We start from the raw sequence: 25,600 nt of genomic DNA, 5'->3' as shown, positions 1-25,600 counted from the left end.
GAAGGGCTTACAGGATGTTGAACGGGTAGTTGACGATCAGGCGCGTATCGTTGACGTCGCCGCCACTGCCCGACTCGGAACTGCCGGTGTGGTAGGCCTGGCGCAGGCGGAACGCGAGGTTTTTCGCCGGCCCGCTCTGCACCACGTACTTCACTTCCACGTCGGTTTCGTGCTCCTTGGCGCCGTTGCCGTAGGCGCCGAGGTAGGCACTGTTGGCCGGGGTGTGGCTGCCGTCAATGTCGGAACCGTTGATGTAGCGGCTCATAAAGCTAAGCCCCGGCACACCGTAGGTCGCCATGTTCAAGTCGTACCGCAGGGCCCAGGAGGCTTCGCCAGGGCCGTTGAAGTCGGACCATTGCACCGAGTTGGCCAGCAGGATCGAGTCGCCGGCCGCGGCAGCACCGTTGTCACCCGCGCCGATGTAGTCGAACGGCTCGTTGCCATCGATCTTCTGGAACGACAGCGTCAGCGTGTGGACCTGCAGGAACGAATAGGCCGCCGCCAGCGAGTACGCCGTGGTGTTGATCGTGCCTGCGTTGGCACTCCCGGTATCCAGTGTGCGGTACAGGTTGCCGTCCAGGGTCACGGATTGGCCATTGCTCAGCGGCATCACGTAATTGAGGTTGGTGTAGTACTGGCGTCACACGTCCTGCAACTCGCCGGCATACACCGTGGCGCTCAAGTCCGGGGTGAAGGTGTATTTGCCACCGACAAAACTGGCACTTTTGGTCGCCACGTTGGCGTAGGTGGCAAAGATATCGTGCTCATGGTTGGTGGTATCGCCGCTGTTGGTCGCGGTGAAGTGGCCGGCTTCAAGGTTCAGGCCGGCAATTTCGTTGCTGGTCAGGTCAAAGCCGGTGGCGGTCTGGTCAAGCAGCCCGACACCCCCGACGGCAAACACTGGCGCGGTGGGCTGCATTTCACCGTACTTGAGCTGCGTCTTGGAGATCCGCAGCTTTATCGCTCCCCCCAACGAGCCGTAGGCGTCCTGAGGGTCGCCGTTGCGATCAAGGGGCAGGTTGCCGGTGTTCGCGTATTTGCGCTGGGAGTCGAGTTTCAGCCCGCCGTAGGCATAGGCGTCGACGCCAAACCCGATGGTGCCCTGAGTGAAGCCGGAGATGTAATTGGCCATGACCCCTTGGGTCCAGTCGCGCTGGTCGGCCCGGCCTTCTTCCCGGTTACGGTTCAAGTAATAGTTGCGCGCGACCCCGGTGAGGCTACTGCCATCGACAAACCCCGTGGCGGCGGCCTGATCCGTTACTGTGTCTGCCAAGGCTACTTGGCTCAGGCTGGTAGATATGACCAGCGCTAATAGGTTCCACTGTTTAACCATGGTAATGACTTCCCCGGATTAATTAATCGCTAAAAGTTGCGTGCACAGGTGCACGACCTTATTTTTTATGGCGTATATAACTTTTCGGCAGGCGTTATTAAGGCTGGCGTTGAGGCCGGGTTTCGCGTCTTGTAGTTTTAGCCGGGCACCACCTTGGCGGGCATTGCTGGCCTGTGTGCGATGGGCGATTTTTAACCGAATTGTGTTAAAGAACCAGTGAAGGGATCTTAAACTCGATTAATTAATATTCACTTTTTCAGGCGGCAGGCTGGTGTAACTTTGAGCCTGTCTTAGCCGCTCTGCTTCGACAAAAACCTTTGGTTTGCCGCCGCAGGCTCTGCGGCGGATTTTTTATAAATACCCCATGTAAATTTATTTAGTGTTGGGTTTATAAAAAAGTACGGCGAGTACTTTGTTTTCTATTAACTTTCACAACTAATTGCCGGCGCTTTTATTGGCGCGACAGCACGTGAACCGATCAACTCCCTCCGTTTTAATACTTTCTTAAAAAAATCGGTCTATGGTTCTGGCCCTTGCTCATCATCCCGTATGTGTGGATTGTGTTGCCCCATTCCAAGCAGCACACGAGGGCCTGCTGTGTATTTATTGTTGGTGGAAGACGACGCCATGCTGGCCGAAGCCATTTGCGATGGCGCACGGCAAAACAGCTGGAACATTGACCATGTCAAGGACGCCTCCCACGCGCGCCTGGCCTTGGTCGAACATACCTATAACGCGGTCCTGCTTGACCTTGGCCTGCCGGGTGAGTCCGGTTTGAGCGTGCTCAAGGCCCTGCGCAAACAACACGACCCCACACCGGTGGTGATCCTCACGGCCAGCGGGCAACTGAGTGCGCGCATCGTCGGCCTGGATGCGGGGGCCGATGATTATCTGGTCAAGCCGTTCCAGCTCGACGAACTGTGGGCGCGCTTGCGGGCCGTGAGCCGGCGCAGTGAAGGGCGGGTGATCTCACTGCTGACCCTGGGGGATATCGTGCTGGACCGCAGCCGTCACGTGGTCACACGAGGCGGCCAGCGGGTGGCATTGAGCGCGTATGAATACCGCACGTTGCTCGCGCTGCTGGAGCGCCCCGGTCACGTGCTTGCGCGTGATCATTTGCAAGCGGTGGTTTATGGCCACGCCAGCAACATCGAGAGCAATACCATTGCCGTGTATATCCACCAATTGCGGCGCAAATTGGGCGATGAGCTGATCACCACGGTCCATGGCCAGGGCTATATGATCGCCGGGGCCCGTCAATGAAATCCCTGCGCCAACGCATGATGCGTGTGCTGTTCCTGACCATCGGTATCTGCTGGGCGCTGGCCTTGACGGCATTGCTGATTTACACCCAGGTCAGCTCCAGCAGCATCTGGGACAGCAAGCTGCAAGCCATCGCCACCCAGCTGTTGCTGGCTGTCCCGCAGAACAATGAGCAGCTCCCGGGCAAGGACGCCAGCCCGCAACTACGCAGCGCCGGGCTGGCCGAAGCCGGGTTGTTGACGTACCAGGTGTGGGGGCGCCACGACCGTTTGCTGGCCGGTGCGCCGGGCGCTCCGTCGACGGCGTTGCAGGGGAGTTTCCTGGACGGCTTTTCGAGCCCGATGATCGATGGGCGCAAGTGGCGGGTCTATTCAATTTCCGACAGCAACCGGCAACTGACGGTCCAGGTCGGCTACCTGCACAGTGTGATCAGCGCGGACATGCGTCGAAAAGCCTTCGTGGCGCTATGTATCGCCTCATCGCTGCTGGCGCTGGTAGGGCTGTTGATGTGGCAGGTGTTGCGGCGTGCGCTACGGCCGGTACTGGTGATCGAAAATGCCCTGCGGGGCAGGCATCGTTTTGACCTTACGCCGTTGTGGGTGGGCGCGCTGCCCGTCGAGCTGCGCCCGCTGGTGGAGGGGTTCAATCACTTGCTGCGCCAACTCGACCAGGCACTGGAAGGTGAACGGCGTTTTATCGCCAATGCGGCCCATGAGTTACGCACGCCGCTCTCGGCCTTGCAGGCCCATGCGCAAATTGCCCTGCGGGCCACGACCCTGGCTGAAAAGGACGCGACCTTGCACAAGCTGCTGGCCGTGGTGGCGCGCAGCTCACGTTTGTCTGAGCAATTGCTGGACCTGGCGAGCCTGGAGGCGGTGCACAAACCCCATCGCACCCAGGTCGATTTGAGCGAACTCATCGGCTATGTCACCGATGAATTTGAGGTGCAGGCCGCGCAGGCGCAGCGCACGCTGCTGGTGGAGACCCAACCGTGCCTGATCGACTGCGATGTCGACGCCATGGGCATTTTGCTGCGCAACCTGATCGACAATGCCCTGCGCTACACCGCGCCAGGCGACCACGTAAAAATCAGTTGTGGCCCATCGCCCCAGGGGCCTTGCCTGCAAGTCGCCGATGACGGGCCGGGGGTGGCGGCCGCCGAGAGGGAGTCGATCTTCGAGCGCTTTTACCGCGTTCCCGGCAATGGCGGGCAGGGCAGCGGGATCGGCCTGTCGCTGGTGAAAAATATCGTTCAAGGGCACCACGCAAGCCTCATCACCAGCAGCGGCCTGGCCGGCAAGGGATTGTCCATCAGCGTGTATTTTCCTGGGGTTGTGCCGCCTCCAGCACCTGCGCCATAACCTGGGCCTGCCATTCAAAATAAGGGTTGTACGTGAGGCGGGCATGCACCTTGCCTGCTTCCCGATAGCCCCAATCGGAATACCACACAGCGGCCCCCGCCAGGCATTGGCGGTAGCCGTCGGCGTTCTGCCCGTTGGAACACATCGGCTGTTTGCCTTGTCGACCGTACTGGGGGTTGTCCGGCGAGAACAGCACACTCATATGGGAAAACTGGCTGATGTGTTCGGCGGGAAACTGATCACTGCGCACCAGCATCCTAGGGTGGCGCTGCCCGGCAACCAGGTCGCCATACCAGATCATCCGGGATGCCGGGTTCGGAAAGCGCTGACTGAACGTCTCCCGCACAAACCCCACATCCACCACCGAATCATGGGCGGCGCTGACGATCAGCACTGGCCGGTCATAGGTCTGCATCGCCAGCCTGCTGCGCACGACGGTACTGGTGAGGTAGAACTGGGCAAAGCCGTTGGTGGGTACGTTCTGGTAGCGCAACGGCGTCTGCTGGGGGGCAGGGCCGTCGGGCTGGCGCAACCAGGGCTTGACCCTGGACAGCCACGGTAACAACCAATCGAAGGGCAGGCGGGCCTTGAACGCGGGCGAAAACAGCAGCAGGCCAGCGATGGCCGGGTCGTCCATGGCGTATTCCAGCACCAGGTTGGCCCCGGTGGAGAAACCGCCCAGGTACACCTCGTCGGCGTCCTGGCGCAGCAACGCCACTTGCCGCGCCACGCTGTGTTGCCAGTCGGTGATATCGACGCCCAGCATGTCGGCGGGTTGAGTCCCGTGCCCGGGCAGCAACAGCGTGCGCACCCGATAACCCTGGCCGGCGAGTTGTGGTGCGATATCAATGAACGAGCCCGGTGAGTCCCCCAGGCCGTGAACCAGCAGAATCCCCTTGCCGTTGGGGTGTTCAGGCAGCCATTCGCGAGGGGCGTTCCAGGCCAGTTCCAGGGCATGGTCCGTGCCCTGGAAGCGTCGGTCACGTTCAAGCAGCAAGAGGGTTTGCTGGCGGTAGTTGGCAAAACTCGCCGGCACCGGCGATACAGGGCTGGCCGGCAGCTCGGCGCAGCCGGCGATGCAGGACAACAACAGCGTCCCGAGTGATTTCATGGGGCCTCCGTGGGCGTGAGCAAGCACCGTAAAGCCGCCGCAGGCAGGGCCCGCGACGGCCATGTCAGTCAAAAACGGTACATGTACCAAAGCCGTGCCGAACCGAGGGTGGATCGGTCCACGATCGGGCTGTCTTCAATCTCACTGCCCAGGCGTGTGGCGCTCAGGTCCAGATAGACGTGCTGGTTGGCCTCCAGCTGATAACCAACGCGTACCCCTGCCTCGATATTGACGGTGGCGTCACCGGTGTAGGCCCGACGCGTCGCCGTGGCTTCGCGGGCGCGTACACCGTAGTAGTAAGCGACGTAATCTTCATCCAGGTGCACCGCTGCCAGGCGCGGGGTGAAGTCGAAGCTTCCCGCGGTAAAGCGTCGCTCGACGGCCAGCCGGATGATTTGCCCGTCACTGTTGCCTGACGCATCGCCTGCCCATTGCGCGGAAAACTGCGCGACCGGGCTCTGCCAGATGGCCTTGCCCCCCAGCCAGATGCCGGGATCACGGTCACGCATGCCGTCCAGGTCCTCGGAATCGGAGGCGTCATAGCCTTCACCCAGCCCGTACCGGGCCTGCAAACGAAAGGACAGCGCGCTGTCGCTGGGAATCTTGAAGTCGATACCAGGGCCCATCACGCTGATCCAGCGATTTTCATAGGACACCGCCGGCAAGAGTTGGCTGTCGTTGTCATGGCCGCGGTAGGGGGAATTTGTCACGGCGGCCCCCAGGCCCAGTCCCCAGCCAAATGCCTTGTCGCTTTCTGGCGCCGCGAGGGTGATGCCGGGCAGCAGCGACAGGCTGGCCAGGCACAGTGTCCCGACAAACGAGGTCAACGCGTTCACGGGCGGCGATTTAGCTTCGATGGGCGACATAGGTGTGTTCTCAGAGGGAGGGCTGAGGCGGAGTATGTCGGGGAGGAATTAAGAAATTTTTAGGCGGATTAATCGCTTGTTAAGAGGTCACTCAAAAGAACAAATCCTTCGGCGACAGCCTCTCGCTGAACCGTGAACCGGGATTCCTGGCGTGTTGCTTGATGACCTGCTTCAACACACCGATGAAGGCAGTTGCAGCTTTGCTGCGCACGTTACCCCGGCGGCTGACCACGCCGAGGATCCTTGATTTGGAGCCTTTGAACGCACTCAACGGCGCAACCGCATCGGCAAAACACGCGGATTTGAGCAATAAGTCAGGCAATACAGTCAGCGAGTCCGTCTGCAACAGCACCGGCAGCAAAATCCCCGCCGAGTGCACGCTCACCACATGACTGGGCGGGGGTGACAGGCGAAACTCCCGGTTCAGATCGCTGATAAACGTGTTGTGCAGCGAAGGCGGGTAGTTCGCCAGCCACTTCATGGCATTCAGTTCATCAATGGAACTGGAGTGCCGTAGCGGATGGTCTTTACGCCCCACCACATGGGCCTGATAAGAAAACAGCGGTTCGATGGAGAACTCGTTTTCGGTAATGAAATTACTGGCCTGGATCACCGCGAAATCCAGATAGCCGTCCCGAAGCTGCGGCACCGAAATGCCGTGCAGCCCCTCGAACACCTCGAGGAATACGTGGGGGTACTCTTGCTGGTAGAGGCTCAGGCATTCCGGCAGAAAGCTGAAGTTGATAAACGGCGAGACGGCAATACGCAGGCGTTCGGCCTGCCCGCTGCGAATCAGGTTCAGGTCGGCCTTGGCCTTTTCAATCTCGCTGAGTATCAGGCGCGCGTGGTGCAGCAGGCTTTTGCCAGCCTCGGTAAAACGCACGCCGGTGTGGGTGCGCTCCAGCAATTCCACCCCTTGTTGCTGCTCCAGATCACGCAAGGTGCGGGTGATTGCGGCCTGGGTCAGGCCGACGGATTTGGCCGCGCTGCGGATGCTCCCGGTTTCGGCGACCGCCACCAAAGCGGTGAACTGGTTGGTTTTCATGCTGCCCCTGATGACAACTAAATGTTGTCATCGAGCCTAAAGGTTGTCTTTTCATTCTGTCAATACGGGTCAGAATCAAGCCCATATCGGGTCTGAGGAGACAACAAAAATGAAGATTCTGGCAGAGATCGAACAGATTCAGGACGAGATGATAGCCATCAGGCGCGCTATCCACGCTCATCCGGAATTGGGCTTCGAGGAGTTTGCAACCAGTGACCTGGTGGCGCAAAAACTTGAGGAATGGGGCTTCGAGGTGCATCGCGGCCTGGCCGGCACCGGCGTAGTAGGGCAATTGCGCAACGGTGACGGCGCGCGCATAGGCTTGCGGGCCGACATGGACGCGCTGCCGATTGCCGAGGAGACGGGCCTGGAATACGCTAGCACCCAGCCCGGCAAAATGCACGCCTGCGGCCATGATGGTCACACCGCCACACTGCTGGCAGCGGCCAAAGTCTTGGCCAACACCCGACGCTTCAGCGGCACCCTGAACGTGATCTTCCAGCCGGCGGAAGAAGGCTTGGGCGGCGCCCGTGAAATGGTCGAACAGGGTTTGTTTGAGCTGTTTCCGTGCGATGCGATCTTCGCCATGCACAATATGCCGGGCTTCCCCCAGGGCAAGCTGGGCTTTCTCGCCGGGCCGTTCATGGCCTCATCCGACACGGCGACGATCACCCTGAACGGCGTGGGAGGGCATGGAGCAGTGCCCCACAAGACAGTGGATCCGGTAGTGATCGCGGCTACTTTGACCTTGTGCCTGCAAAGTGTGGTATCGCGCAATATCGACCCACTGGACACCGCAATCGTCAGCGTTGGCTCTATTCATGCAGGTTCCGCTGCAAATGTGATCCCGGCATCCGCCAAGCTGCTGGTCAGCGTTCGGTCATTGCGAGCCGACACTCGCGACCTGCTGCAAACCCGCATTACTACCCTGGCGCAGCACATCGCACAGAGTTACGGCGGCAACGCAGACGTGCATTACAACCGGCGTTACCCGGTACTGGTCAATGATGAGGCGGAGACGGAACTGGCCCGCAGTGCAGCTCTGGAATGGTGCGGGGAAGACGGCCTGATCGAGAATATGCGCCCGCTCACAGGCAGCGAAGACTTCGCCTTTATGTTGGCGAAATGCCCGGGCTCCTACCTGATCATCGGCAATGGCGACAGTGCGGAGAACGTCATGTGTCACCATCCCAAATTCGACTTCAACGACCAGTGCCTTTTGGTCGGCGCGTCCTACTGGGTCAAGCTGGTGGAAAAAATGCTCAAGCACACTGCTGCTGTCAATTGAGGCCCGGACCCGATCATGGAAACTACTTCAACTGAAGCGTCCGCCGTGTCTGTGCGCACATCGGCACCGGCCCAGCCCGGCAGGAAAAACAACATCGCCGCCGTCACCATCGGCAATGGCCTGGAGTTCTACGACTTCACGGTCTACAGCTTTTTCGCCACGGTGATCGGCAAGCAGTTCTTTCCCATGGAAGGCTCAAACCAGCTGCTGCTGGCGTTCGCCACCTATGGCATCGGTTTTTTCATGCGCCCGTTGGGCAGCATTTTGCTCGGCCAGTATGCCGACCGGGTAGGGCGCAAGGCCGCGATGATATTGACCCTTTGGCTGATGGCCATCGGTTCGCTGATTTTTGTGCTGGCGCCCACTTATGGCCAGATAGGTATCGCCGCGCCCTTGCTGATCGTGTTTGCCCGACTGCTGCAAGGCTTCGCGATTGGCGGCGAGGTCGGCGCGTCGACGACTTACCTGATGGAAAAAGCCGACAGCCACGAACGAGGTTACTTCACCAGTTGGCAATTCTTCAGCCAAGGCCTGAGCGTGTTGCTCGGTGCAGTGGTGGGCCTGAGCGTGAACTACACCCTGACCGAGGAACAAGTCATGGCCTGGGGCTGGCGTCTGCCATTTGTGATCGGGCTGCTGGTGATCCCGGTGGGCTCGTATATGCGCCGGCACCTGCAGGAAAGTGACCAGGTGAAGCACGACGTCAGCCATCGCTTGAGCTGGGGCGAGCATAAACGTGCGTTGGCCGCCGGAATCCTGATCGCCATCGGCGGCACTTCGGGCTCCTATGTAATCCTGCATTACCTCTCGAATTTTGCCGTGGCGCAGTTACACCTGCCGCTGTCTGCCGGGATCTGGACCGGCTGCGCAGCGGGTGCCGTGCAAGTGGCGCTGGCGGTGGCTTCCGGCCGAGCCTGTGATCGCTGGGGGCGCAAGCGCATGATTTTCTGGTCGCGGCTGGCCTTGTTGCTGTTGATCTACCCGGCGTTCGTGCTGTTGCAGCACTCGCCTACTTTGCCCGCGCTGGTGATTGTAGCGAGTACCCTGGCGGCGTTGCTGGTGTGCAATACCGTGCCTTCGCTGGTGTTGCTTGCGGAAATTTTCCCCGCTCAGGTCCGGGCGACAGGCCTCTCGGTGACCTACGCCCTGGCCAGCATCATTTTCGGCGGCTTTGCGCAGTTCTTCTGCACGCTGCTGATCTCACTTACCGGCAACCCCAGCGCCCCGGCGTTCTACCTGATTGTGTGCGGGCTGGTTTCCCTGCTGGGCCTGGCGCTTGTCAAAGAACCCACTCAACGTTAACCCAGAAGTAACGGAGCTTTTCATGACTACCTCAATAACGCGGTACGGGCGCGTATGCCCTGGTTTTTTCCGACTGTCGACGCTGGCAGCGGCGGTGTTGTGTTCAACCCTGGCGGGGCCGTCCATGGCCAGGGAAACCGATGAGGCCCGGGTGGATGCCCTGCTGAAAAAGATGACCCTTGACGACAAGTTCAACCTGATCCGCGGCATGACCGAAGCGGATGCTACCAACCAGGGTCAGGCCGGCTACCTGCCGGGCGTACCGCGCCTCGGCGTGCCGGCCCTGCGCATGGCAGACGGGCCACCCGGTATCCTGACCCGCAAGGCCTCGATCATTCCCACCTCGACCATGGGCCTTGCCGCCACCTTCAGCAAACAGGATGCCTTTGATAACGGCACGGTGATTGGCGAGGAAGCAAAGCGCCTGGGCATCGACGTGGCGCTGGAGCCCTTCATCAACATGTTCCGCGACTCGGGCTTTCGGCGCGGCTGGAACACCTATGGCGAAGACCCGCTCCTGACCGGCAGCATGGGCGCTGAATTGATCAAGGGCATCCAGGGCCAGGGCGTGATGGCGCAAGCCAAGCACCTGGTCGGCTACGACATGACCGGCTTTGACGTGAGCATCCCCGAGCAAGCCCTGCACGAGGTGTACCTGGCTCCGTTCCAGGACGCCGTTGACGCCGGCGTAGCGTCAATCATGTGCTCCTACAACAAGCTCAACGGCGAATTCGCCTGCGGCAACGAACAATTGCTGGAACAGGTGCTGCGCAAGCAGATGGGCTTCAAGGGCTTTGTCACCTCTGACTGGGGCGGCGTGCACAGTGCGCAATACATCAAGCGGGGCATGGACATGGAGATGCCCGGGCGCATCGATGAACAGCACCCATTCTGGGACATCATGCGTTCCTACTACGACGACACCGAGCAGCAACAGCCTGCGCTGCACACGTCCATGGGCAGCATGAAAAAGGTCTTCGCTCGGCCCATGCCGGAGGAGTGGATGGTCGGCCAGCGGCCAAACGTGCTGCTGGGGCAATTCCCCAACGACGAGAAGCCGAGCAACCTGTTTGAAGCCCTGCGGGATAAAACCGTCAGGGAACAGGACATCGACACGGCCGCCAGGCGCGTGCTCGGGCAGATGGAGCGTTTCGGCCTGTTGGACAAGGGCAGCCACCAGCCACAGTCGACCCCGATGGTTGCCGGGTTGTCCGCCATCGTGCGCCGCACCAGTGAGCATTCGGCGGTGCTGCTGAAAAACCAGGACAACGTACTGCCGCTATCGAAGGACGACCTCACGGGCATAGCGATGATCGGCCCGGGCGCTGTCCAGCCCGTTGCGCTGGGAGTTTCAGCCGAGCACGCGATCGGCATGCCGCAGCTACAAGTCGGGCCGGCCACTGCACTAAAGGCAATCGAACCGAATGCCGCGATTAGCGTGACGGTGGCCAATGACATGACCGGCGTCGTGATTCCGGCAGACCGGGTTTCGTTCGATGGCAAGCCAGGTTGGGTTAGAGTCGAGGAGGGGCAGAACCAGCGTGACCAACAACTGCAGTTCACTGGCGCGAATGCCCTGGCGGCAAACACCTTGCCAAGCTGGAAAACCCACCTGACCATCGATCAGGAAGGCGACTACAACCTCAACCTGCACATGCTTGGCGCCGGTGCCGTGCTGAAGGTCGACGGGAAAATCATCGGTGAAAGCAGCTCGTTGAAAAACGCCCTGCACGGTGATGTGGTGCATCCGGGGCAGGATGCCCTGATGCCAACCACCGATGGCCTCAACAACGTGCGGCGGATGGTCAAGCTCAGCCGTGGCGAACATCTGATTGAAGTCAGCACCTATAACGACACGTCTGGTGAACCGGTTCAAGTACGCCTGGCGTGGGTCACGCCTGCCATGCGCGAAGCCAACCGGGCGCAGGCGCTGGCTGCTGCCCGCAGCGCGAAGAAGGTCGTATTTTTTGCCTGGGCGCGTACCGACCCACAGTTTGGTTTGCCGGGCGACCAGGACAAACTGATCGAAGAAATCGCCGCGATCAATCCCAATCTCGTAGTGGTGCTCAACACCAGCAGCCCGGTCGCGATGCCATGGCTGGACAAGGTCAAGGGCCTGGTGCAGATGTGGTGGACAGGTGATGAAGGCGGCCCTGCGACTGCGAACATCCTCACCGGCCGCAGCAACCCTGCAGGCCGCCTGCCGTTTACCTGGGCCCGCAGCCTGCAGGACTATCCCGCCACCGATCCCAAGTACCCCGAGCGTGGCCAGCAACTGGATGGCGTGGTCAGTTACACCGAGGGCGTCAATATCGGCTACCGCTGGTTTGAGTCGCAGCATAAGGCACCGCTGTTCCCATTCGGTTATGGGTTGTCCTATAGCCGCTTCGATTACAGCGCGCTGCAAACCTATCGCCTGGGCAATGGCGACCTCAAGGTTGATTTCAAACTGACCAACAGTGGTGGCGTTGCGGGGGATGAAGTACCGCAGCTGTACCTGAGTGCACCGCAACACAAGGTCGAAGGTGCCGAGTTCGCGCCGCAGACCCTGGTCGGGTTTGATCGGGTCAGCCTCAAGGCCGGGGAGACTCGGGCGGTGTCCATCACCGTGCCGCTGCGCAAGCTCCAGTATTGGGCGGTGAAGACCCAATCCTGGGAGCTGCCGCGAGGCCAGCGCACCTTGAAACTCGCCAGTGCGTCGGACAACGTGAGGGCCAGCCACGTCGTCTCGTTCTGACCGTTACACCCCATAAAAATAAAAATATCCAGGCTTTAGCGTCACCTACCTCTTGAACGTCTGCGCCATTGCCTGGTGGCGCAGCGGGAGCTTTCACCGATGAATTTCTCTGTTCGTCCAACTGGACAAGGCTTTTGCGTGCGTCATCGTTTTATCCTGGCGTGCTTCCTGGCGCTGTGCAGCGTGCAGCCAGCCATGGCCATCGATCTGATCAAGACCGACAGCGATCGGTTGGAGCTGCACGCCCAGGGCATTTTCGCGTCAAACGACAAGGTCTACATCCAGGGCCGTCACACCGGCAGCATCGGCCACCGGATCAACATGATCTACACCCACCAGCTCGACTCGCAGTGGGCCGTGGGCATGCGTCAGGAATGGGCCTACGACCCGTTCTACTACGACGGCACCGCCGCCCAGACCAAGCGTTTCCAGTATGTGTTCGTGCGCAATGCGCGCTGGGGGCAACTGAGCTACGGTCAGCAAAAGTCCCTGACCTTCGACATGGTGGGTTCGATCACCGACTGGTATTTGGGCTACGGCACTAAAGGGCAGGGCACGTTCAATGGGTATGGCGGCAACCAGTTGCTGGGCTTCTCCCGGCCGAACAAAACCCTGTATTACCGGGTAAGAAGCGACGATTTCGAATTTGGCGTGATGTATGGCCTGGGCACCGGCCCGGTACACAACTCCGTCAACCCCAGCAGCGTGGGCGCCGGCAAATTCGTCGACAGCTCCCGCAATGCGCTGTACCAGGTGGGTACTGTCTGGCGCCCGGCGGATCATTGGTCATTGCGCCTGGCCTACGGCTACACCGAAATGAGCGAGCGTTCACTGGACGGCCACGCTCAACTCAACACTCGGCACCCGAATGTCGAAGGCTGGTTGTCGGGGGTGACCTACACCAATGCGCCCTGGTATCACGCGGTGGTTTACGGCGAGTACCGCAACCTGAATGCATCAGCGCCCACCGCCAGTGGTTATCGCGAGGCTAAGGCACTGGAGTCTTACAGCAGCTATTCGTTTCCGGAAATGGGCGAGCTGGGATTCTTCAAGGCGTATGGCGGGATCAACCTGTTCTCGGACAAGAACAGCTCAGGGCGCAGCGGCTACTCGGTGGCCGGTTTTGCCCTGATCACCTTGCATGACACTTTGGCGATTGGCCTGGAGAGGAAGTTCGATATGGCCAGGAACAAGCAAGGCGACTATACGGGGCAGGATGAGTATGAGTTGGTCGCCAAGTACTACTTTTAACAATTTACCTGCCCCTGGTCGCACAACTGCTGTGCGACTTGGGGGGTTAATCCACTGCCGTACAGTGCCTATAGTTCTGTCACCGTCGCAACGTCCTACGGGGCATGCGAAATCCAGTCGTAGATTGAGGTGATCATAATGAATAGCGAATTCAAGCCTGACGTGGCCGATACCCAACCGCTGCACCTGCTCGATGCCGAATACTTTGAATACAGCAAGGCCGCCAATCCCATCAGCGCCAACCTGATCACCCGCATTCCCTATCACAGCTTCCCGGCCTCGCTGTACGACAGTGGGCCCTCTCGGGTAGTGCCGCTGGACCTCAGCGATGCCTTGGGTTGCGAAGGTCCGGCCACCGGTCCGGGGCTGTGTGCGAACTTCATTCGCCTGAACGCCGGCGATACGCTGGAACTGCACCCCAACGCCACCTCACAGGTGTTTTATGTCATCGCCGGGCAGGGCAGTGTGGTTCAGGGCGCGCACCGCATCGACTGGACCAAAGGCTGCTTCATTGCGCTGCCAGGTCTGCAGCAAGCGCAGTTCAGCGCATCGGAGGATGCGCGCCTGTATTACGTCCACGATGAGCCGCTGTTGCGTTACCTGGGCGTGATCCGCAGTGCCGATCGCTTCGTGCCGACGCTGTATCCCGCGGAGCTGGCCAACGCAAAACTGCGCGAAGCGGCCGATGATCCCCGCGCCCAGGACCGTAGCCGTATCAGCATCCTGCTGGGCAATCGCAACTTCCCGCAGACTCGCACCGTGACCCATGTGCTGTGGGCGATGTACGGCATCCTGCCGCCGGGGTCGATTCAGAAGCCCCACCGACACCAGTCGATTGCGCTGGATTTCATCATTGATTGCCCCAAGGGCTGCTATTCGCTGGTGGGCACCGAACTGGACGCCGATGGGCAGATCCGCAACCCGGTGCGGGTCGACTGGTCGCCGGGCCTGGCGTTCGTCACCCCGCCAGGCTACTGGCATGCTCACTTCAACGAGTCCGATACGGAAGCCTTCCTGATTCCGATCCAGGATGCGGGGCTGCAAACCTATCTGCGGTCGCTGGATATCCGCTTCAGTTGAAACGCTGCCAGTGCGGTGTTTCGCCCATCTGCTCGACGATAAAGTCGATGAAGCACCGCACTTTGGAAGACACGATGCGCTTGGGTGGATACACGAACCAAACCGCCGATTCACGGCCTGCGATGCGGATATCCCACTCAGGCAACCACACCAGCAACTCGCCGGTTTCAATGGGTTTGGCTACCAGCCAGTCGGGCAGCAAGGCAAATCCCAGGCCCTGTTGTGCGGCGATCAATTGTGCGTCCAGGTCGTTGATCCGGATGCTGTCTTTATGCACCAGCGGTGACACCTCACGCCCGTTGGCAAATGCGCTGTCAGCCGCCCCCAGAATCGCCGGCATGGCAGCCAGGTCGGCAGGGTTGACCGGCGCCGGATACTCCCGGCAAAACGCCGGGCTGGCCACCAGCCGGTAGCGCTCATCGCAGATCTTGCGTGCCTTCAACGTGGAATCCGCCAGGGTGCCAATGCGGATCGCCAGGTCCGCGCCGGCATGAATCAGGTTGACGTGGCTGTCGTCCAGCACCAGTTCCAGCTTGATCTGCGGGTAGCGGGCCAGGAAGGCATTCAAGGTGGGAAGGATATGGTGGCGGGCAAAGGCGGGCGGCAGGTTGAGCTTGAGCACGCCCCGTGGTTGTTCGTTCAGCGCGGAGGTGGCCGCCTTGGCTTGTTCCAGCTCGTCCAGCACCCGGCGTGCGTGCGTCAGGAATGTCTGGCCACCCTCGGTCAGGTGCAGCGTACGGGTAGAGCGGTTGAACAAGGCGATGCCGAGGTCCTGTTCAAGGTCCTTCACGTAGCGTGAAACCGTGGAAGCCTTGATGCCAAGCCGGTCGGCGGCACGGGAGAAGTTATTGCCCTCGGCGGCTTCGACAAAGGCGGTTAACGCAGCGAAGTAATCCAAGGGCGGCCTCGACTTGACGGTGGGTTGCCTGGCGCTACAGCGGCGTCAGCACGTTCATCACGGTGTCCAGCGCCACCCGGGTATCGTCCAGTTGCACCAGGGAGGCATGCCGCGCGCCGAGGGCGTCACGGTTCTTGATCGCGGTGAGGATCGCTTTGTGCCGGGGCAGGCTGAGGCCCTGGATGTCGGGGCGACGGTTGGTGATGTTGATGGACTCGCGAAGTGGCAGCGACAGCATATTGCACATGTAGGCCAGCAAGTCGTTGCGGGTCGCATCGGCAATCGCCCGGTGGAAGTCCAGGTCGGCCTGCAGCAACGTTTCGTGGGTATTGGCGGTTTCCATGCCGAGGTAGGCTTTTTCGATGGTGGCGATGTCGGCGTCAGTGGCGGTGGTCGCGGCCATCGCGGCGATTTCCGGCTCGAGGATCCGACGTACACCGGCCAGGGTGTTGAAAAACTCGCTGTGGGGTGTCGACTGCATCAGCCAGGTCAGCACGTCCGGGTCCAGCAAGTGCCACTGCACCCGAGGGCGCACCACAGCGCCGACCTTGGGCTTGGAAATCACCAGGCCCTTGGCGCTCAGCACCCGAGTCGCCTCACGCAATACCGAGCGGCTGACCTTGTACTCCTCGCACAAGGTGGCCTCCATGGGCAACCGTTCTTCCGGCTTGAAGCGCCCGGAAACGATGTGCATGCCCAAGTCCTGAACGATTTGGGCGTGCATGCTCTTGCGCGGCTTGGTCGGCTGCTGATCCATAACAGGGAGGCTACTCTGGCGAAATACGCGGCATCATAGCATTGCTCCCGTCCCAATTAGTGGGAATGACGCGGCACTTCGGCGCCACGGCAGCCCACCAGGAAGTCGAAGTCGCAGCCCTGGTCTGCCTGTAATACGTGGTCGATGTACAGCTGCCGGTAACCCCCGACAATCAGTTGCTCGGGCGGCGCAAGGTCGGCCATGCGGGCCGCCAGTTCGGCGTCCGGGATGTCCAGGTGCAGGCGGCCATTGGCGCAATCGAGTTCGATCCAGTCGCCTTCCTTGACCGCGGCCAACGGGCCGCCGGCCGCCGCTTCCGGCGCCACGTGCAACACCACGGTGCCGTAGGCCGTGCCGCTCATGCGCGCATCGGAAATCCGCACCATGTCGGTCACGCCCTGGGCCAGCAGTTTGGCCGGCAAGCCCATGTTGCCGACTTCTGCCATGCCCGGATAACCCTTGGGCCCGCAGTTTTTCATCACCAGGATCGAGTTGGCATCCACGTCCAGTTCCGGGTCGTTGATCCGTGCCTTGTACATGTCGAAGTTCTCGAACACCACGGCACGCCCGCGATGCTGCATCAGTTCGGCACTGGCAGCCGAAGGCTTGAGGACTGCACCCAGTGGCGCGAGGTTGCCCCGCAACACACAAATGCCGCCGTCGGCGCGGATCGGGTTGTCGAGGGTGCGGATCACTTCGTCCTGGCCGTAGATCGGCGCTTCCCGGGTGTTTTCGCCGAGGGACTTGCCGTTGACGGTCAAGGCATTCGGGTGCGGGATCAGGTTGGCCTCACCGAGGCGGCGCAGCACCGCCGGCAGGCCGCCAGCGTAGTAGAACTCCTCCATCAGGAAGCGCCCGGACGGCTGCAGGTCGACGATGGTCGGCATGCCACGGCCCATGCGGGTCCAGTCGTCCAGGTCGAGCTCGACGCCGATGCGCCCGGCGATGGCTTTCAGGTGAATCACGGCGTTGGTCGAGCCGCCGATGGCTGCGTTGACGCGAATCGCGTTTTCGAAAGCCTCCTTGGTCAGGATCTTCGACAGCTTCAGGTCTTCACGCACCATCTCCACCGCACGCATGCCGGACATGTGCGCCAGTACATAACGCCGCGCATCCACCGCGGGAATCGCCGCGTTGTGGGGCAGGGAAGTGCCGAGTGCTTCGGCCATGCAGGCCATGGTCGAGGCGGTGCCCATGGTGTTGCAGGTGCCCGCCGAGCGGGACATGCCGCCTTCGGCCGCGAGGAAATCGTCGAGGGTAATGGTGCCCGCCTTGACCTGTTCGCTGAGCTGCCACACCACGGTGCCCGAGCCGATGTCCTGGCCCTTGTGCTTGCCGTTGAGCATCGGCCCGCCGGTGACGACGATCGCCGGCACGTCGCAACTGGCGGCGCCCATCAGCAGCGCCGGGGTGGTCTTGTCACAGCCGGTCAGCAGCACCACGCCGTCGATGGGGTTGCCGCGAATGGCTTCCTCCACGTCCATGCTGGCCAGGTTACGGGTGAGCATCGCGGTGGGGCGCAGGTTCGATTCGCCGTTGGAGAACACCGGAAATTCCACTGGAAAGCCACCGGCTTCGATCACGCCGCGTTTCACATGCTCGGCAATCTGGCGGAAGTGCGCGTTGCAGGGCGTCAGCTCCGACCAGGTATTGCAGATCCCGATGATCGGTTTGCCGTGGAACTGATGATCGGCAATCCCCTGGTTTTTCATCCAGCTGCGGTACATGAAGCCGTTTTTATCGGCGGTACCAAACCAGCTGGCGGAGCGCAGGACGGGCTTTTTCTCGGACATGGCTGACTCTCTTATTGTAAGACTATATTGATCCATTCTCGGCTTAACATAGGCGTAAATTCGGGTGTTTGGAAGTGTTGTTGATTAAATAGTATTACTATATAGTCCGATTCAACGAGGCCTGGCCCTGGCGGTTTTCCGCGAGAGGCGACCCGAAACGCTCTATAAAAATAACAATCGGAGACCGCTCACATGAGCCAGGAACAGCGGCTGATACGTCGCATCACGCTGAAACTGATTCCCTTCCTGATCTTGCTGTACCTGATTGCCTACGTGGATCGCTCGGCCGTGGGCTTCGCCAAATTGCACATGGGCGCGGATGTCGGCATCGGCGATGCGGCGTATGGGCTGGGAGCAGGGCTGTTCTTTATTGGCTACTTCCTGCTGGAAATCCCCAGCAACCTGATGCTCGACCGTTTCGGCGCGCGGCGTTGGTTCGCACGAATCATGGTGACTTGGGGCGCGATTACCATCGGCATGGCATTCGTCCAGGGCCCCCACAGTTTCTATGTGATGCGCTTTCTGCTGGGCGCCGCCGAAGCCGGGTTCTTCCCGGGTGTCCTCTACTACATCACCCAATGGTTCCCGGTGAGGCACCGCGGCAAGATCCTCGGGCTGTTCATCCTGTCCCAACCCATCGCGATGATGATCACCGGCCCCGTGGCGGGCGGCTTGCTCGGCATGGACGGGATACTCGGCCTGCACGGCTGGCAGTGGTTGTTCATCGTCATCGGCACCCCGGCGATCCTGCTGACCTGGCCGGTGCTGCGCTACCTGCCGGATGGGCCGCAACAGGTGAAATGGATGGACCAGGCGGAGAAGGCCTGGCTCACCGGCGAGCTGGCCAAAGACCTGCAAGCCTACGGCCAGACCCGGCACGGCAACCCGCTGCATGCGCTGAAGGACAAACGCGTGTTGCTGCTGGCGCTGTTCTACCTGCCGGTGACCTTGAGCATTTATGGCCTGGGCCTGTGGCTGCCGACCTTGATCAAGCAGTTTGGCGGCAGCGACCTGACCACCGGGTTTGTGTCGGCAGTGCCCTACATCTTCGGGATCATCGGTTTGCTGATCGTCCCGCGCAGTTCCGATCGCCTGAATGATCGCTACGGTCATCTTGCCGTGCTCTACGTGTTGGGCGCCATCGGCCTGTTCCTCAGCGCCTGGCTGACAGTGCCGCTGTGGCAACTGGCAGCGCTGTGCCTGGTGGCGTTTGCGCTGTTTTCTTGCACGGCGGTGTTCTGGACCTTGCCGGGACGTTTCTTTGCCGGCGCGAGTGCAGCGGCGGGCATCGCCTTGATCAACTCGGTGGGCAACCTCGGCGGCTACATCGGGCCGTTCGTGATCGGCGCCCTCAAGGAGTACACCGGAAACCTTGCGTCGGGCTTGTACTTCCTGGCGTGCGTGATGCTGTTCGGGGTGGTGTTGACCGGGGTGGTCTATCGGTTGCTGGAGCGCAGGCACGTGCTGCCGCCCGACCAGTTCGCCGCCAGCGCCCGTGGCGCCACGCGTACTTAATTGGCAATCAGGAGAACACTCATGGGGTTAGTGCAGTTTGAATTGAACAACGGCGAACGCCGAGTGGGCGTGGTCGACGGCGATCAGGTACGCGAGGTGCGGGCCGCCCGCACGGTACGCGACCTGGCACTCGCCGCCATCGAGGCTGGCGTCACCCTGCAACAGCACATAGACCACCTCGGCCTGGCCGAGAGCCACGACTACGCCAAACTGCTGGCCGCGCAGAAGATCTTGCCACCGCTGGATCACCCGGACCCGGCCCACACGCTGGTCAGCGGTACCGGCCTGACCCACCTGGGCAGTGCGTCGGCGCGGGACAAGATGCACCAGAACGCCAGTGACGAAAGCGCGATGACCGACAGCATGCGCATCTTCAAATGGGGCGTGGAGGGCGGCAAACCGGCTGCTGGCCAGGCCGGTGTGCAGCCGGAATGGTTCTACAAGGGCGACGGCAGCATCGTGGTGCGTCCGGGCCAGCCATTCCCGTGGCCGGCGTTTGCCGAAGACGCCGGCGAAGAGCCGGAAATCGCCGGGCTGTATGTGATTGGTCACGACGGCAAGCCGTATCGCCTGGGCTACGCGGTGGGCAACGAGTTTTCCGACCACGTGATGGAGCGCAAGAATTACCTGTACCTGGCCCACTCCAAGCTGCGCAGTTGCAGCTACGGTCCCGAGTTGCGCCTAGGTGAACTGCCCCGGCACCTGGCGGGCACCAGCCGTATCGTGCGCAATGGCGAGGTGTTGTGGCAGCACGAATTCCTCAGTGGCGAAGCCAACATGTGCCACAGCCTCGAAAACCTTGAATACCACCATTTCAAATACACCCAGTTCCTGCGCCCAGGTGACGTGCATATCCATTTCTTCGGCACCGCCACCTTGTCGTTTGCCGACGGCATTCGTACCCAGCCAGGCGATGTGTTCGAAATCAGCCAGGCCGAATTCGGCGCGCCATTGATCAACGGCATTGCCGTGGCCAACAGCGGCGTGGCACCTGGCGGCATAGGCACCCTTTGAAGGAGACAGGCATGACCCGGATTTGTGGCCACAACTACATCGGCGGCCAGCGCAGCGCTGCCGGCAGCATCACCCTGCAGAGCATCGACGCCACCAGTGGCGAGGCATTGCCCTTTGATTTCTACCAGGCCACCGCGCAGGAGGTCGACGCCGCGGCGAACGCCGCCGCTCAGGCTTACCCGGCCTATCGCAGCCTGAGCGCGCAGCATCGTGCGTCGTTCCTGGAGACGATAGCCGATGAACTGGACGCCCTGGGTGATGACTTTGTCGCCCTGGTCTGCCGCGAAACGGCATTGCCCGCCGGGCGTATCCAGGGTGAGCGCGGTCGTACCAGCGGCCAGATGCGGTTGTTCGCCAAGGTACTGCGGCGCGGTGATTTCTACGGCGCGCGGATCGACCAGGCGCTGCCGGATCGTCAGCCCTTGCCGCGCCCGGATCTGCGCCAATACCGCATCGGCCTGGGGCCGGTCGCGGTGTTTGGGGCGAGCAATTTCCCCCTGGCCTTTTCCACTGCCGGTGGCGACACCGCCGCCGCGCTGGCGGCCGGTTGCCCGGTGGTGTTCAAGGCCCACAGCGGCCACATGGCCACCGCCGAGCGGGTCGCCGATGCGATCATGCGGGCGGCCGAGCGCACAGGTATGCCCGGCGGCGTGTTCAACATGATCTTCGGCGGCGGTGTGGGGGAAGCGCTGGTCAAGCACCCAGCGATCCAGGCCGTGGGTTTCACCGGCTCGCTCAAGGGCGGCCGGGCGTTGTGCGATATGGCGGCGGCACGCCCGCAACCGATCCCGGTGTTCGCCGAGATGTCCAGCATCAACCCGGTGATCGTCTTGCCCCAGGCCCTGCAAACCCGGGCAGACACCATCGCCCGCGACCTGGTCGCCTCGGTGGTGCAGGGGTGCGGCCAGTTCTGCACGAACCCGGGCCTGGTGATCGGGATTGCCTCCCCAGCGTTCACAGGCTTCACCCAACAGGTCGCCCAACTGATCGGCGGCCAGCCCGCGCAAACCATGCTCAATGCCGGCACCTTGAACAGCTACGGCAAAGGCCTGCACACGCTGCTGGCCCATCCTCGCATCGAGCACCTGGCGGGCCAGACGCAAACCGGCAATCAGGCGCAGCCACAGCTATTCAAAGCGGACGCCAGCCTGCTGATCAACGGCGATGAAGTGTTGCAGGAGGAAGTGTTCGGCCCCACCACGGTGTTCGTGGAAGTCGCCGACCAGGCCCAACTCGCTGCGGCGTTGCACGGCCTGCACGGCCAATTGACCGCGACGATCATCGGCGAGCCGGCGGATTTCACCCAGTTCGGCGAGTTGACGCCGCTGCTGGAGCAAAAGGTTGGCCGCATCCTGCTCAACGGCTACCCCACGGGCGTCGAGGTGTGTGACGCGATGGTCCACGGCGGGCCGTATCCGGCAACGTCGGATGCCCGTGGCACTTCCGTGGGCACCCTGGCGATCGAGCGTTTCCTGCGACCTGTGTGCTTTCAGAATTACCCTGATAGCCTGCTCCCCGACGCGCTGAAGAATGCCAACCCGTTGCGCATTCAGCGTCTGGTAGATGGGCAGCCGTCGCGCGACGCGCTGTAACCGGTACCACCTGAAAACAACAAGAAAGCAGGAGGTTTCATGTCGTGGACCGCAGTCACACCGCACCGGGCTCGGCTGGGCGAAGGGCCGTTCTGGGATGTACCGGGCCAGGCCTTGTATTGGGTGGACATCATCGGCCAGCAGGCCTTGCGCCTGCAGGGCGGGCAATTGCACACCTGGCAATTGCCTGAGCCGGTCTCGGCGTTTATTCCGTGCGCCAGCGGCGATGCACTGGTGACCCTGAGCAGCGGCGTGTATCGTCTCGACCTCGATTCGACGCCGAGCGATCCGCGCCTGACCTTGCTTTGCGTCGCCGATCCGCAAGCGGGCAACCGTGCCAACGAAGCCCGCTGCGACGCCCAGGGCCGGCTGTGGCTGGGCACCATGCAGAACAACATCGGCGAGCACGGTGAAGACTTGCCGGTGCTGCGACGTTCCGGCGGCCTGTTCCGGGTCGATACCGACGGGCAGGTCACGCCGTTGCTGCAAGGCTTGGGCATTCCCAACACCTTGCTCTGGAACGACGCCGCCACCCACGTGCATTTCGGCGACAGCCTGGACGGCACGCTCTATCAATATCCGATTAATGAACAGGGCCAGCTCGCACCTGCGCAAGTCTGGTTCGGGCCTCACTCCCGGGGTGGCCCGGACGGCTCGGCCATGGACGCCGAAGGCTATATCTGGAACGCCCGCTGGGACGGCAGCTGCCTGCTGCGGCTGACGCCGGACGGTGAAGTTGACCGGGTCATCGAATTGCCGGTCAGCCGTCCCACCAGTTGCGTGTTCGCAGGCCCCGACCTCAAGACCTTGTACATCACCAGTGCCGCCAGCCCGCTGGATCACCCGCTGGACGGTGCGGTGCTGGCCATTGAGGTCGATGTGCCGGGGAAAACCTGCCACCGCTTTGCAGGATAACCAACAGGCTGTTTAACGCACTCAAAAACAACAACAAGGAGTCACCCTATGAATCGTCGTCGTGGTATCCGTTCCCTGTGCTGCGCCGCTGTGGCGGTGTCCGCCGTCGGCCTGAGCAGCCTGTTGCTGGCGGCCGAGCCGGTGAAGATCGGCTTTCTGGTCAAGCAGGCGGAAGAGCCCTGGTTCCAGACCGAATGGGCCTTCGCCGAAAAGGCCGGCAAGGACAAGGGCTTCGAGGTGATCAAGATCGCCGTGCCCGACGGCGAGAAAACCCTCTCGGCTATCGACAGCCTGGCGGCCAACGGTGCCAAGGGTTTTGTGATTTGCCCGCCGGACGTGTCCCTCGGCCCGGCGATCATGGCCAAGGCCAAAGCCAACGGCTTGAAAGTGATCGCCGTGGATGACCGTTTTGTGGACGCCAAGGGCAACTTCATGGAAGACGTGCCTTACCTGGGCATGGCCGCGTTTGAAGTGGGCGAGAAGCAGGGCAGTGCCATGGCCACTGAAGCGAAAAAACGTGGCTGGGACTGGAAGGACACCTATGCGGTGATCAACACCTACAACGAACTCGATACCGGTAAAAAGCGCACTGATGGCTCGGTCAAATCCCTGAAGGCTGCGGGTATTCCGGATGACCACATCCTGTACGCAGCCCTCAAGACCCTCGACGTCCCCGGCAGCATGGACGCCACCAACTCGGCGCTGGTCAAGCTGCCCGGCGGCGCGAAAAACCTGATCATCGGCGGCATGAATGACAACACCGTGCTTGGCGGCGTGCGCGCCACCGAAAGCGCCGGGTTTGCGGCGGCGAATGTCATCGGCATCGGCATCAACGGCACCGATGCCATTGGCGAATTGAAGAAAGCCAACAGCGGCTTCTTCGGCTCGATGCTGCCCAGCCCGCACATCGAGGGCTACAACACCGCGAGCATGATGTTCGAGTGGGTCACTACGGGTAAGGAGCCGCCGAAGTACACGGCGATGGATGAGGTGACGCTGATCACCCGCGAGAACTTCAAACAGGAGCTGGAAAAGATCGGTTTGTGGAACTGATGGCCGCTGACGTTTCCCGGCAGCCCTGCTAACGCCGGTACTGTGGGAGCTGTCGAGCTTCAGCGGAGGCTGTGATAGCGGTGGGTCAGGTACCTTGGATATTGATAGTGCCGACGTCATCGCAGCCTCGCCAAAGCTCGACAGCTCCCACAGGTTTAGTCAGCAGAGAATTTCAGCACGGTATTCTGCGTGTAGGTCTGGCCAGGATCGAGACGGGTAGAGGGGAAGCTCGGCTGGTTGGGGCCGTCGGGAAAATGCTGGGTTTCCAGGGTGAACGCACTCCAGTGGGCGTAAGGCTTGCCACCCTTGCCCTTGATCGTCCCGTCGAGGAAGTTGCCGGTATAGAACTGCACGCCAGGCTCGCTGGTATACAGTTGCAAGCGGCGACCGGACTGCGGGTCACGAACGTCGGCGGCCAGTTTGCCGATATCACCCTTGGCATCCAGCACCCAGTTGAAGTCAAAGCCACCTTGTTTAGGTTCGGCGAATTTCAGCTGGGGATGATCGTCCTTGATGTGCTGGCCGATGGCAGTGGGCTTGAGAAAGTCCATCGGCGTGCCGGCGACCGGGGCCAGTTCGCCGGTGGGAATCAGGGTGCTGTTGACCGGGGTGTAATGGCTGGCATGCAGGGTGGCGACCTGCTTGAGCACATCACCGCTGCCGGCGCCGGCGAGGTTGAAGTAACTGTGGTTGGTGAGGTTGAGCACCGTGGGTTTGTCGGTGGTGGCCTTGTAGTCGATGTGCAGTTCGTTCTTGTCGTTGAGGCTATAGGTGACATCGACTTTCAGGTTGCCGGGGAAACCCATCTCGCCGTCCTTGGACAGGTAGCTCAGGGTCACGCCCACCGAATCGTCCTGCTTGACCGGCTGGGCTTTCCACACATGCTTGTCGAAACCTTGCGGGCCGCCGTGCAGCGAGTTCGGCCCGTCGTTGAGGGGCACTTGATAGCGTTTGCCGTCCAGTTCAAAGCTGCCCTTGTCCAGGCGGTTGCCAAAACGGCCGATGGTCGCGCCGAAGAACGCGGTACCGGCCTGGTAGCCCTGGACGTCATCGAACCCCAGCACCACGTCGGCGAACTGGCCGTGTTTGTCGGGTACTTTCAGCGACTGCAAGACCGCGCCATAGGTGATGACCGTGGCTTGTACGCCATGGCTGTTACGCAATACATACTGCTCGACGGCGGTGCCGTCATTGGTTTTGCCGAAGGGTTTGTGTTCGCTGGACAAGCCAGCCGCCTGAGCGCCCAGGCTGGCCACCGCCAGGGAGAGGCCAAGGCCGGTAAGCAGGAATCGGGATTGCCGCATGACTGAGCTACCTTTATTGTTGTTGATTAAATAGTTCTACTATTTATTCGGCTGCAGGGCTGATTTATAGCCAATATCGCAAAACATGCAATATAAAATAAGACTAAATACAGCGGAGTGAC

19 protein-coding genes and 1 pseudogene are annotated in these 25,600 nt (G+C 61.3%); 12 read left to right on the top strand and 8 right to left on the bottom strand.

Annotated elements, in window-relative coordinates:
* Positions 1-7: 7 nt before the first annotated feature.
* Positions 8-1,333: pseudogene (locus C0058_RS16440) on the bottom strand (OprD family porin).
* A gap of 597 nt (positions 1,334-1,930) precedes the next feature.
* Between C0058_RS16440 and C0058_RS16435 the strand changes: the two are divergent.
* Together C0058_RS16435 and C0058_RS16430 are read left to right on the top strand one after the other, a co-directional pair.
* Positions 1,931-2,596, top strand: coding sequence for a response regulator transcription factor (locus C0058_RS16435; RefSeq protein ID WP_003217793.1), 666 nt, complete (start codon positions 1,931-1,933; stop codon positions 2,594-2,596).
* Positions 2,593-3,957 (top strand): ATP-binding protein, encoded by a 1,365-nt coding sequence (locus C0058_RS16430; RefSeq protein WP_102369093.1) that lies wholly within the window; start codon positions 2,593-2,595, stop codon positions 3,955-3,957. The genes C0058_RS16435 and C0058_RS16430 overlap by 4 nt, the downstream gene beginning before the upstream one ends.
* On the opposite strand, the gene C0058_RS16425 is transcribed toward C0058_RS16430, so the two are convergent.
* The 3 genes from C0058_RS16425 to C0058_RS16415 form a co-directional block, all read right to left on the bottom strand.
* Entirely contained in the window at positions 3,908-5,068 is a 1,161-nt protein-coding gene (locus tag C0058_RS16425) for a carboxylesterase (RefSeq protein ID WP_023658846.1), read from the bottom strand. The genes C0058_RS16430 and C0058_RS16425 overlap by 50 nt on opposite strands.
* A gap of 68 nt (positions 5,069-5,136) precedes the next feature.
* Positions 5,137-5,934 carry a MipA/OmpV family protein gene (locus tag C0058_RS16420; RefSeq protein WP_003217787.1) on the bottom strand — a complete coding sequence of 266 codons (798 nt, stop codon included), beginning with the start codon at positions 5,932-5,934 and terminating at the stop codon, positions 5,137-5,139.
* Between the two features lie 91 nt (positions 5,935-6,025).
* Positions 6,026-6,979 (bottom strand): LysR family transcriptional regulator, encoded by a 954-nt coding sequence (locus C0058_RS16415; RefSeq protein WP_003217786.1) that lies wholly within the window; start codon positions 6,977-6,979, stop codon positions 6,026-6,028.
* Positions 6,980-7,088: 109 nt separating this feature from the next.
* Here C0058_RS16415 and C0058_RS16410 point away from each other — a divergent pair, with 109 nt between their 5' ends.
* The 5 genes from C0058_RS16410 (at position 7,089) to C0058_RS16390 (ending at position 14,637) form a co-directional block, all read left to right on the top strand.
* Positions 7,089-8,267, top strand: coding sequence for a M20 aminoacylase family protein (locus tag C0058_RS16410; RefSeq protein WP_003217783.1), 1,179 nt, complete (start codon positions 7,089-7,091; stop codon positions 8,265-8,267).
* Between the two features lie 15 nt (positions 8,268-8,282).
* Positions 8,283-9,569 (top strand): MFS transporter, encoded by a 1,287-nt coding sequence (locus C0058_RS16405; RefSeq protein WP_256579480.1) that lies wholly within the window; start codon positions 8,283-8,285, stop codon positions 9,567-9,569.
* A 22-nt stretch (positions 9,570-9,591) separates the two neighbouring features.
* Positions 9,592-12,306, top strand: a complete 2,715-nt coding sequence (locus C0058_RS16400; RefSeq protein ID WP_023658844.1) for a beta-glucosidase — start codon at positions 9,592-9,594, stop codon at positions 12,304-12,306.
* Between the two features lie 138 nt (positions 12,307-12,444).
* Complete coding sequence (locus tag C0058_RS16395; RefSeq protein ID WP_102369092.1) at positions 12,445-13,557, top strand: porin; 1,113 nt, start codon at positions 12,445-12,447, stop codon at positions 13,555-13,557.
* A gap of 138 nt (positions 13,558-13,695) precedes the next feature.
* Complete coding sequence (locus C0058_RS16390; protein WP_102369091.1) at positions 13,696-14,637, top strand: cupin; 942 nt, start codon at positions 13,696-13,698, stop codon at positions 14,635-14,637.
* Here C0058_RS16390 and C0058_RS16385 read toward each other — a convergent pair.
* From C0058_RS16385 to C0058_RS16375, 3 genes are read right to left on the bottom strand one after another with little or no spacing between them, the layout of a single operon-like run.
* Positions 14,630-15,535: a LysR family transcriptional regulator gene (locus tag C0058_RS16385; protein WP_102369090.1), complete on the bottom strand. Its 906-nt coding sequence runs from the start codon at positions 15,533-15,535 to the stop codon at positions 14,630-14,632. The genes C0058_RS16390 and C0058_RS16385 overlap by 8 nt on opposite strands.
* 34 nt (positions 15,536-15,569) lie before the next feature.
* Positions 15,570-16,292, bottom strand: coding sequence for a FadR/GntR family transcriptional regulator (locus tag C0058_RS16380; protein ID WP_003217775.1), 723 nt, complete (start codon positions 16,290-16,292; stop codon positions 15,570-15,572).
* Positions 16,293-16,348: 56 nt separating this feature from the next.
* The gene (locus C0058_RS16375; protein ID WP_102369089.1) at positions 16,349-18,085 is read right to left on the bottom strand and encodes an IlvD/Edd family dehydratase; all 1,737 of its coding nucleotides are present in this window, start codon (positions 18,083-18,085) and stop codon (positions 16,349-16,351) included.
* A gap of 192 nt (positions 18,086-18,277) precedes the next feature.
* On the opposite strand from C0058_RS16375, the gene C0058_RS16370 reads away from it, so the two are divergent.
* The 5 genes from C0058_RS16370 to C0058_RS16350 are packed head-to-tail and all read left to right on the top strand — an operon-like array spanning position 18,278 to position 24,174.
* Positions 18,278-19,600: an MFS transporter gene (locus C0058_RS16370; protein WP_087693837.1), complete on the top strand. Its 1,323-nt coding sequence runs from the start codon at positions 18,278-18,280 to the stop codon at positions 19,598-19,600.
* Positions 19,601-19,621: 21 nt separating this feature from the next.
* Positions 19,622-20,614 carry an AraD1 family protein gene (araD1, locus tag C0058_RS16365; protein WP_102369088.1) on the top strand — a complete coding sequence of 331 codons (993 nt, stop codon included), beginning with the start codon at positions 19,622-19,624 and terminating at the stop codon, positions 20,612-20,614.
* A gap of 11 nt (positions 20,615-20,625) precedes the next feature.
* The gene (locus C0058_RS16360; RefSeq protein ID WP_102369087.1) at positions 20,626-22,206 is read left to right on the top strand and encodes an aldehyde dehydrogenase (NADP(+)); all 1,581 of its coding nucleotides are present in this window, start codon (positions 20,626-20,628) and stop codon (positions 22,204-22,206) included.
* A 39-nt stretch (positions 22,207-22,245) separates the two neighbouring features.
* Positions 22,246-23,121, top strand: a complete 876-nt coding sequence (locus tag C0058_RS16355) for an SMP-30/gluconolactonase/LRE family protein (RefSeq protein ID WP_102369086.1) — start codon at positions 22,246-22,248, stop codon at positions 23,119-23,121.
* A gap of 48 nt (positions 23,122-23,169) precedes the next feature.
* On the top strand, positions 23,170-24,174 hold the full coding sequence (locus tag C0058_RS16350) for a substrate-binding domain-containing protein (RefSeq protein WP_003217769.1): 1,005 nt from the start codon (positions 23,170-23,172) through the stop codon (positions 24,172-24,174).
* A 155-nt stretch (positions 24,175-24,329) separates the two neighbouring features.
* Here the strand turns inward: C0058_RS16350 and C0058_RS16345 are convergent, their stop codons facing one another.
* Positions 24,330-25,478 (bottom strand): aldose epimerase family protein, encoded by a 1,149-nt coding sequence (locus tag C0058_RS16345; RefSeq protein WP_102369085.1) that lies wholly within the window; start codon positions 25,476-25,478, stop codon positions 24,330-24,332.
* Positions 25,479-25,600 lie beyond the last annotated feature (122 nt).

The organism is Pseudomonas sp. NC02 (assembly GCF_002874965.1).
In the GTDB taxonomy this organism is placed as follows: domain Bacteria; phylum Pseudomonadota; class Gammaproteobacteria; order Pseudomonadales; family Pseudomonadaceae; genus Aquipseudomonas.
This window is presented reverse-complemented; position numbering and strand designations above follow the sequence as displayed.

Coding starts and splice junctions, on each gene's coding strand:
- C0058_RS16390 (WP_102369091.1), top strand. CDS start 13,696: ATGAATAGCGAATTCAAGCCTGACGTGGCCGATACCCAACCGCTGCAC.
- C0058_RS16400 (WP_023658844.1), top strand. CDS start 9,592: ATGACTACCTCAATAACGCGGTACGGGCGCGTATGCCCTGGTTTTTTC.
- C0058_RS16420 (WP_003217787.1), bottom strand. CDS start 5,934: ATGTCGCCCATCGAAGCTAAATCGCCGCCCGTGAACGCGTTGACCTCG.
- C0058_RS16410 (WP_003217783.1), top strand. CDS start 7,089: ATGAAGATTCTGGCAGAGATCGAACAGATTCAGGACGAGATGATAGCC.
- C0058_RS16405 (WP_256579480.1), top strand. CDS start 8,283: ATGGAAACTACTTCAACTGAAGCGTCCGCCGTGTCTGTGCGCACATCG.
- C0058_RS16360 (WP_102369087.1), top strand. CDS start 20,626: ATGACCCGGATTTGTGGCCACAACTACATCGGCGGCCAGCGCAGCGCT.
- C0058_RS16430 (WP_102369093.1), top strand. CDS start 2,593: ATGAAATCCCTGCGCCAACGCATGATGCGTGTGCTGTTCCTGACCATC.
- C0058_RS16375 (WP_102369089.1), bottom strand. CDS start 18,085: ATGTCCGAGAAAAAGCCCGTCCTGCGCTCCGCCAGCTGGTTTGGTACC.
- C0058_RS16370 (WP_087693837.1), top strand. CDS start 18,278: ATGAGCCAGGAACAGCGGCTGATACGTCGCATCACGCTGAAACTGATT.
- C0058_RS16380 (WP_003217775.1), bottom strand. CDS start 16,292: ATGGATCAGCAGCCGACCAAGCCGCGCAAGAGCATGCACGCCCAAATC.
- C0058_RS16415 (WP_003217786.1), bottom strand. CDS start 6,979: ATGAAAACCAACCAGTTCACCGCTTTGGTGGCGGTCGCCGAAACCGGG.
- C0058_RS16355 (WP_102369086.1), top strand. CDS start 22,246: ATGTCGTGGACCGCAGTCACACCGCACCGGGCTCGGCTGGGCGAAGGG.
- C0058_RS16345 (WP_102369085.1), bottom strand. CDS start 25,478: ATGCGGCAATCCCGATTCCTGCTTACCGGCCTTGGCCTCTCCCTGGCG.
- C0058_RS16350 (WP_003217769.1), top strand. CDS start 23,170: ATGAATCGTCGTCGTGGTATCCGTTCCCTGTGCTGCGCCGCTGTGGCG.
- C0058_RS16425 (WP_023658846.1), bottom strand. CDS start 5,068: ATGAAATCACTCGGGACGCTGTTGTTGTCCTGCATCGCCGGCTGCGCC.
- araD1 (WP_102369088.1), top strand. CDS start 19,622: ATGGGGTTAGTGCAGTTTGAATTGAACAACGGCGAACGCCGAGTGGGC.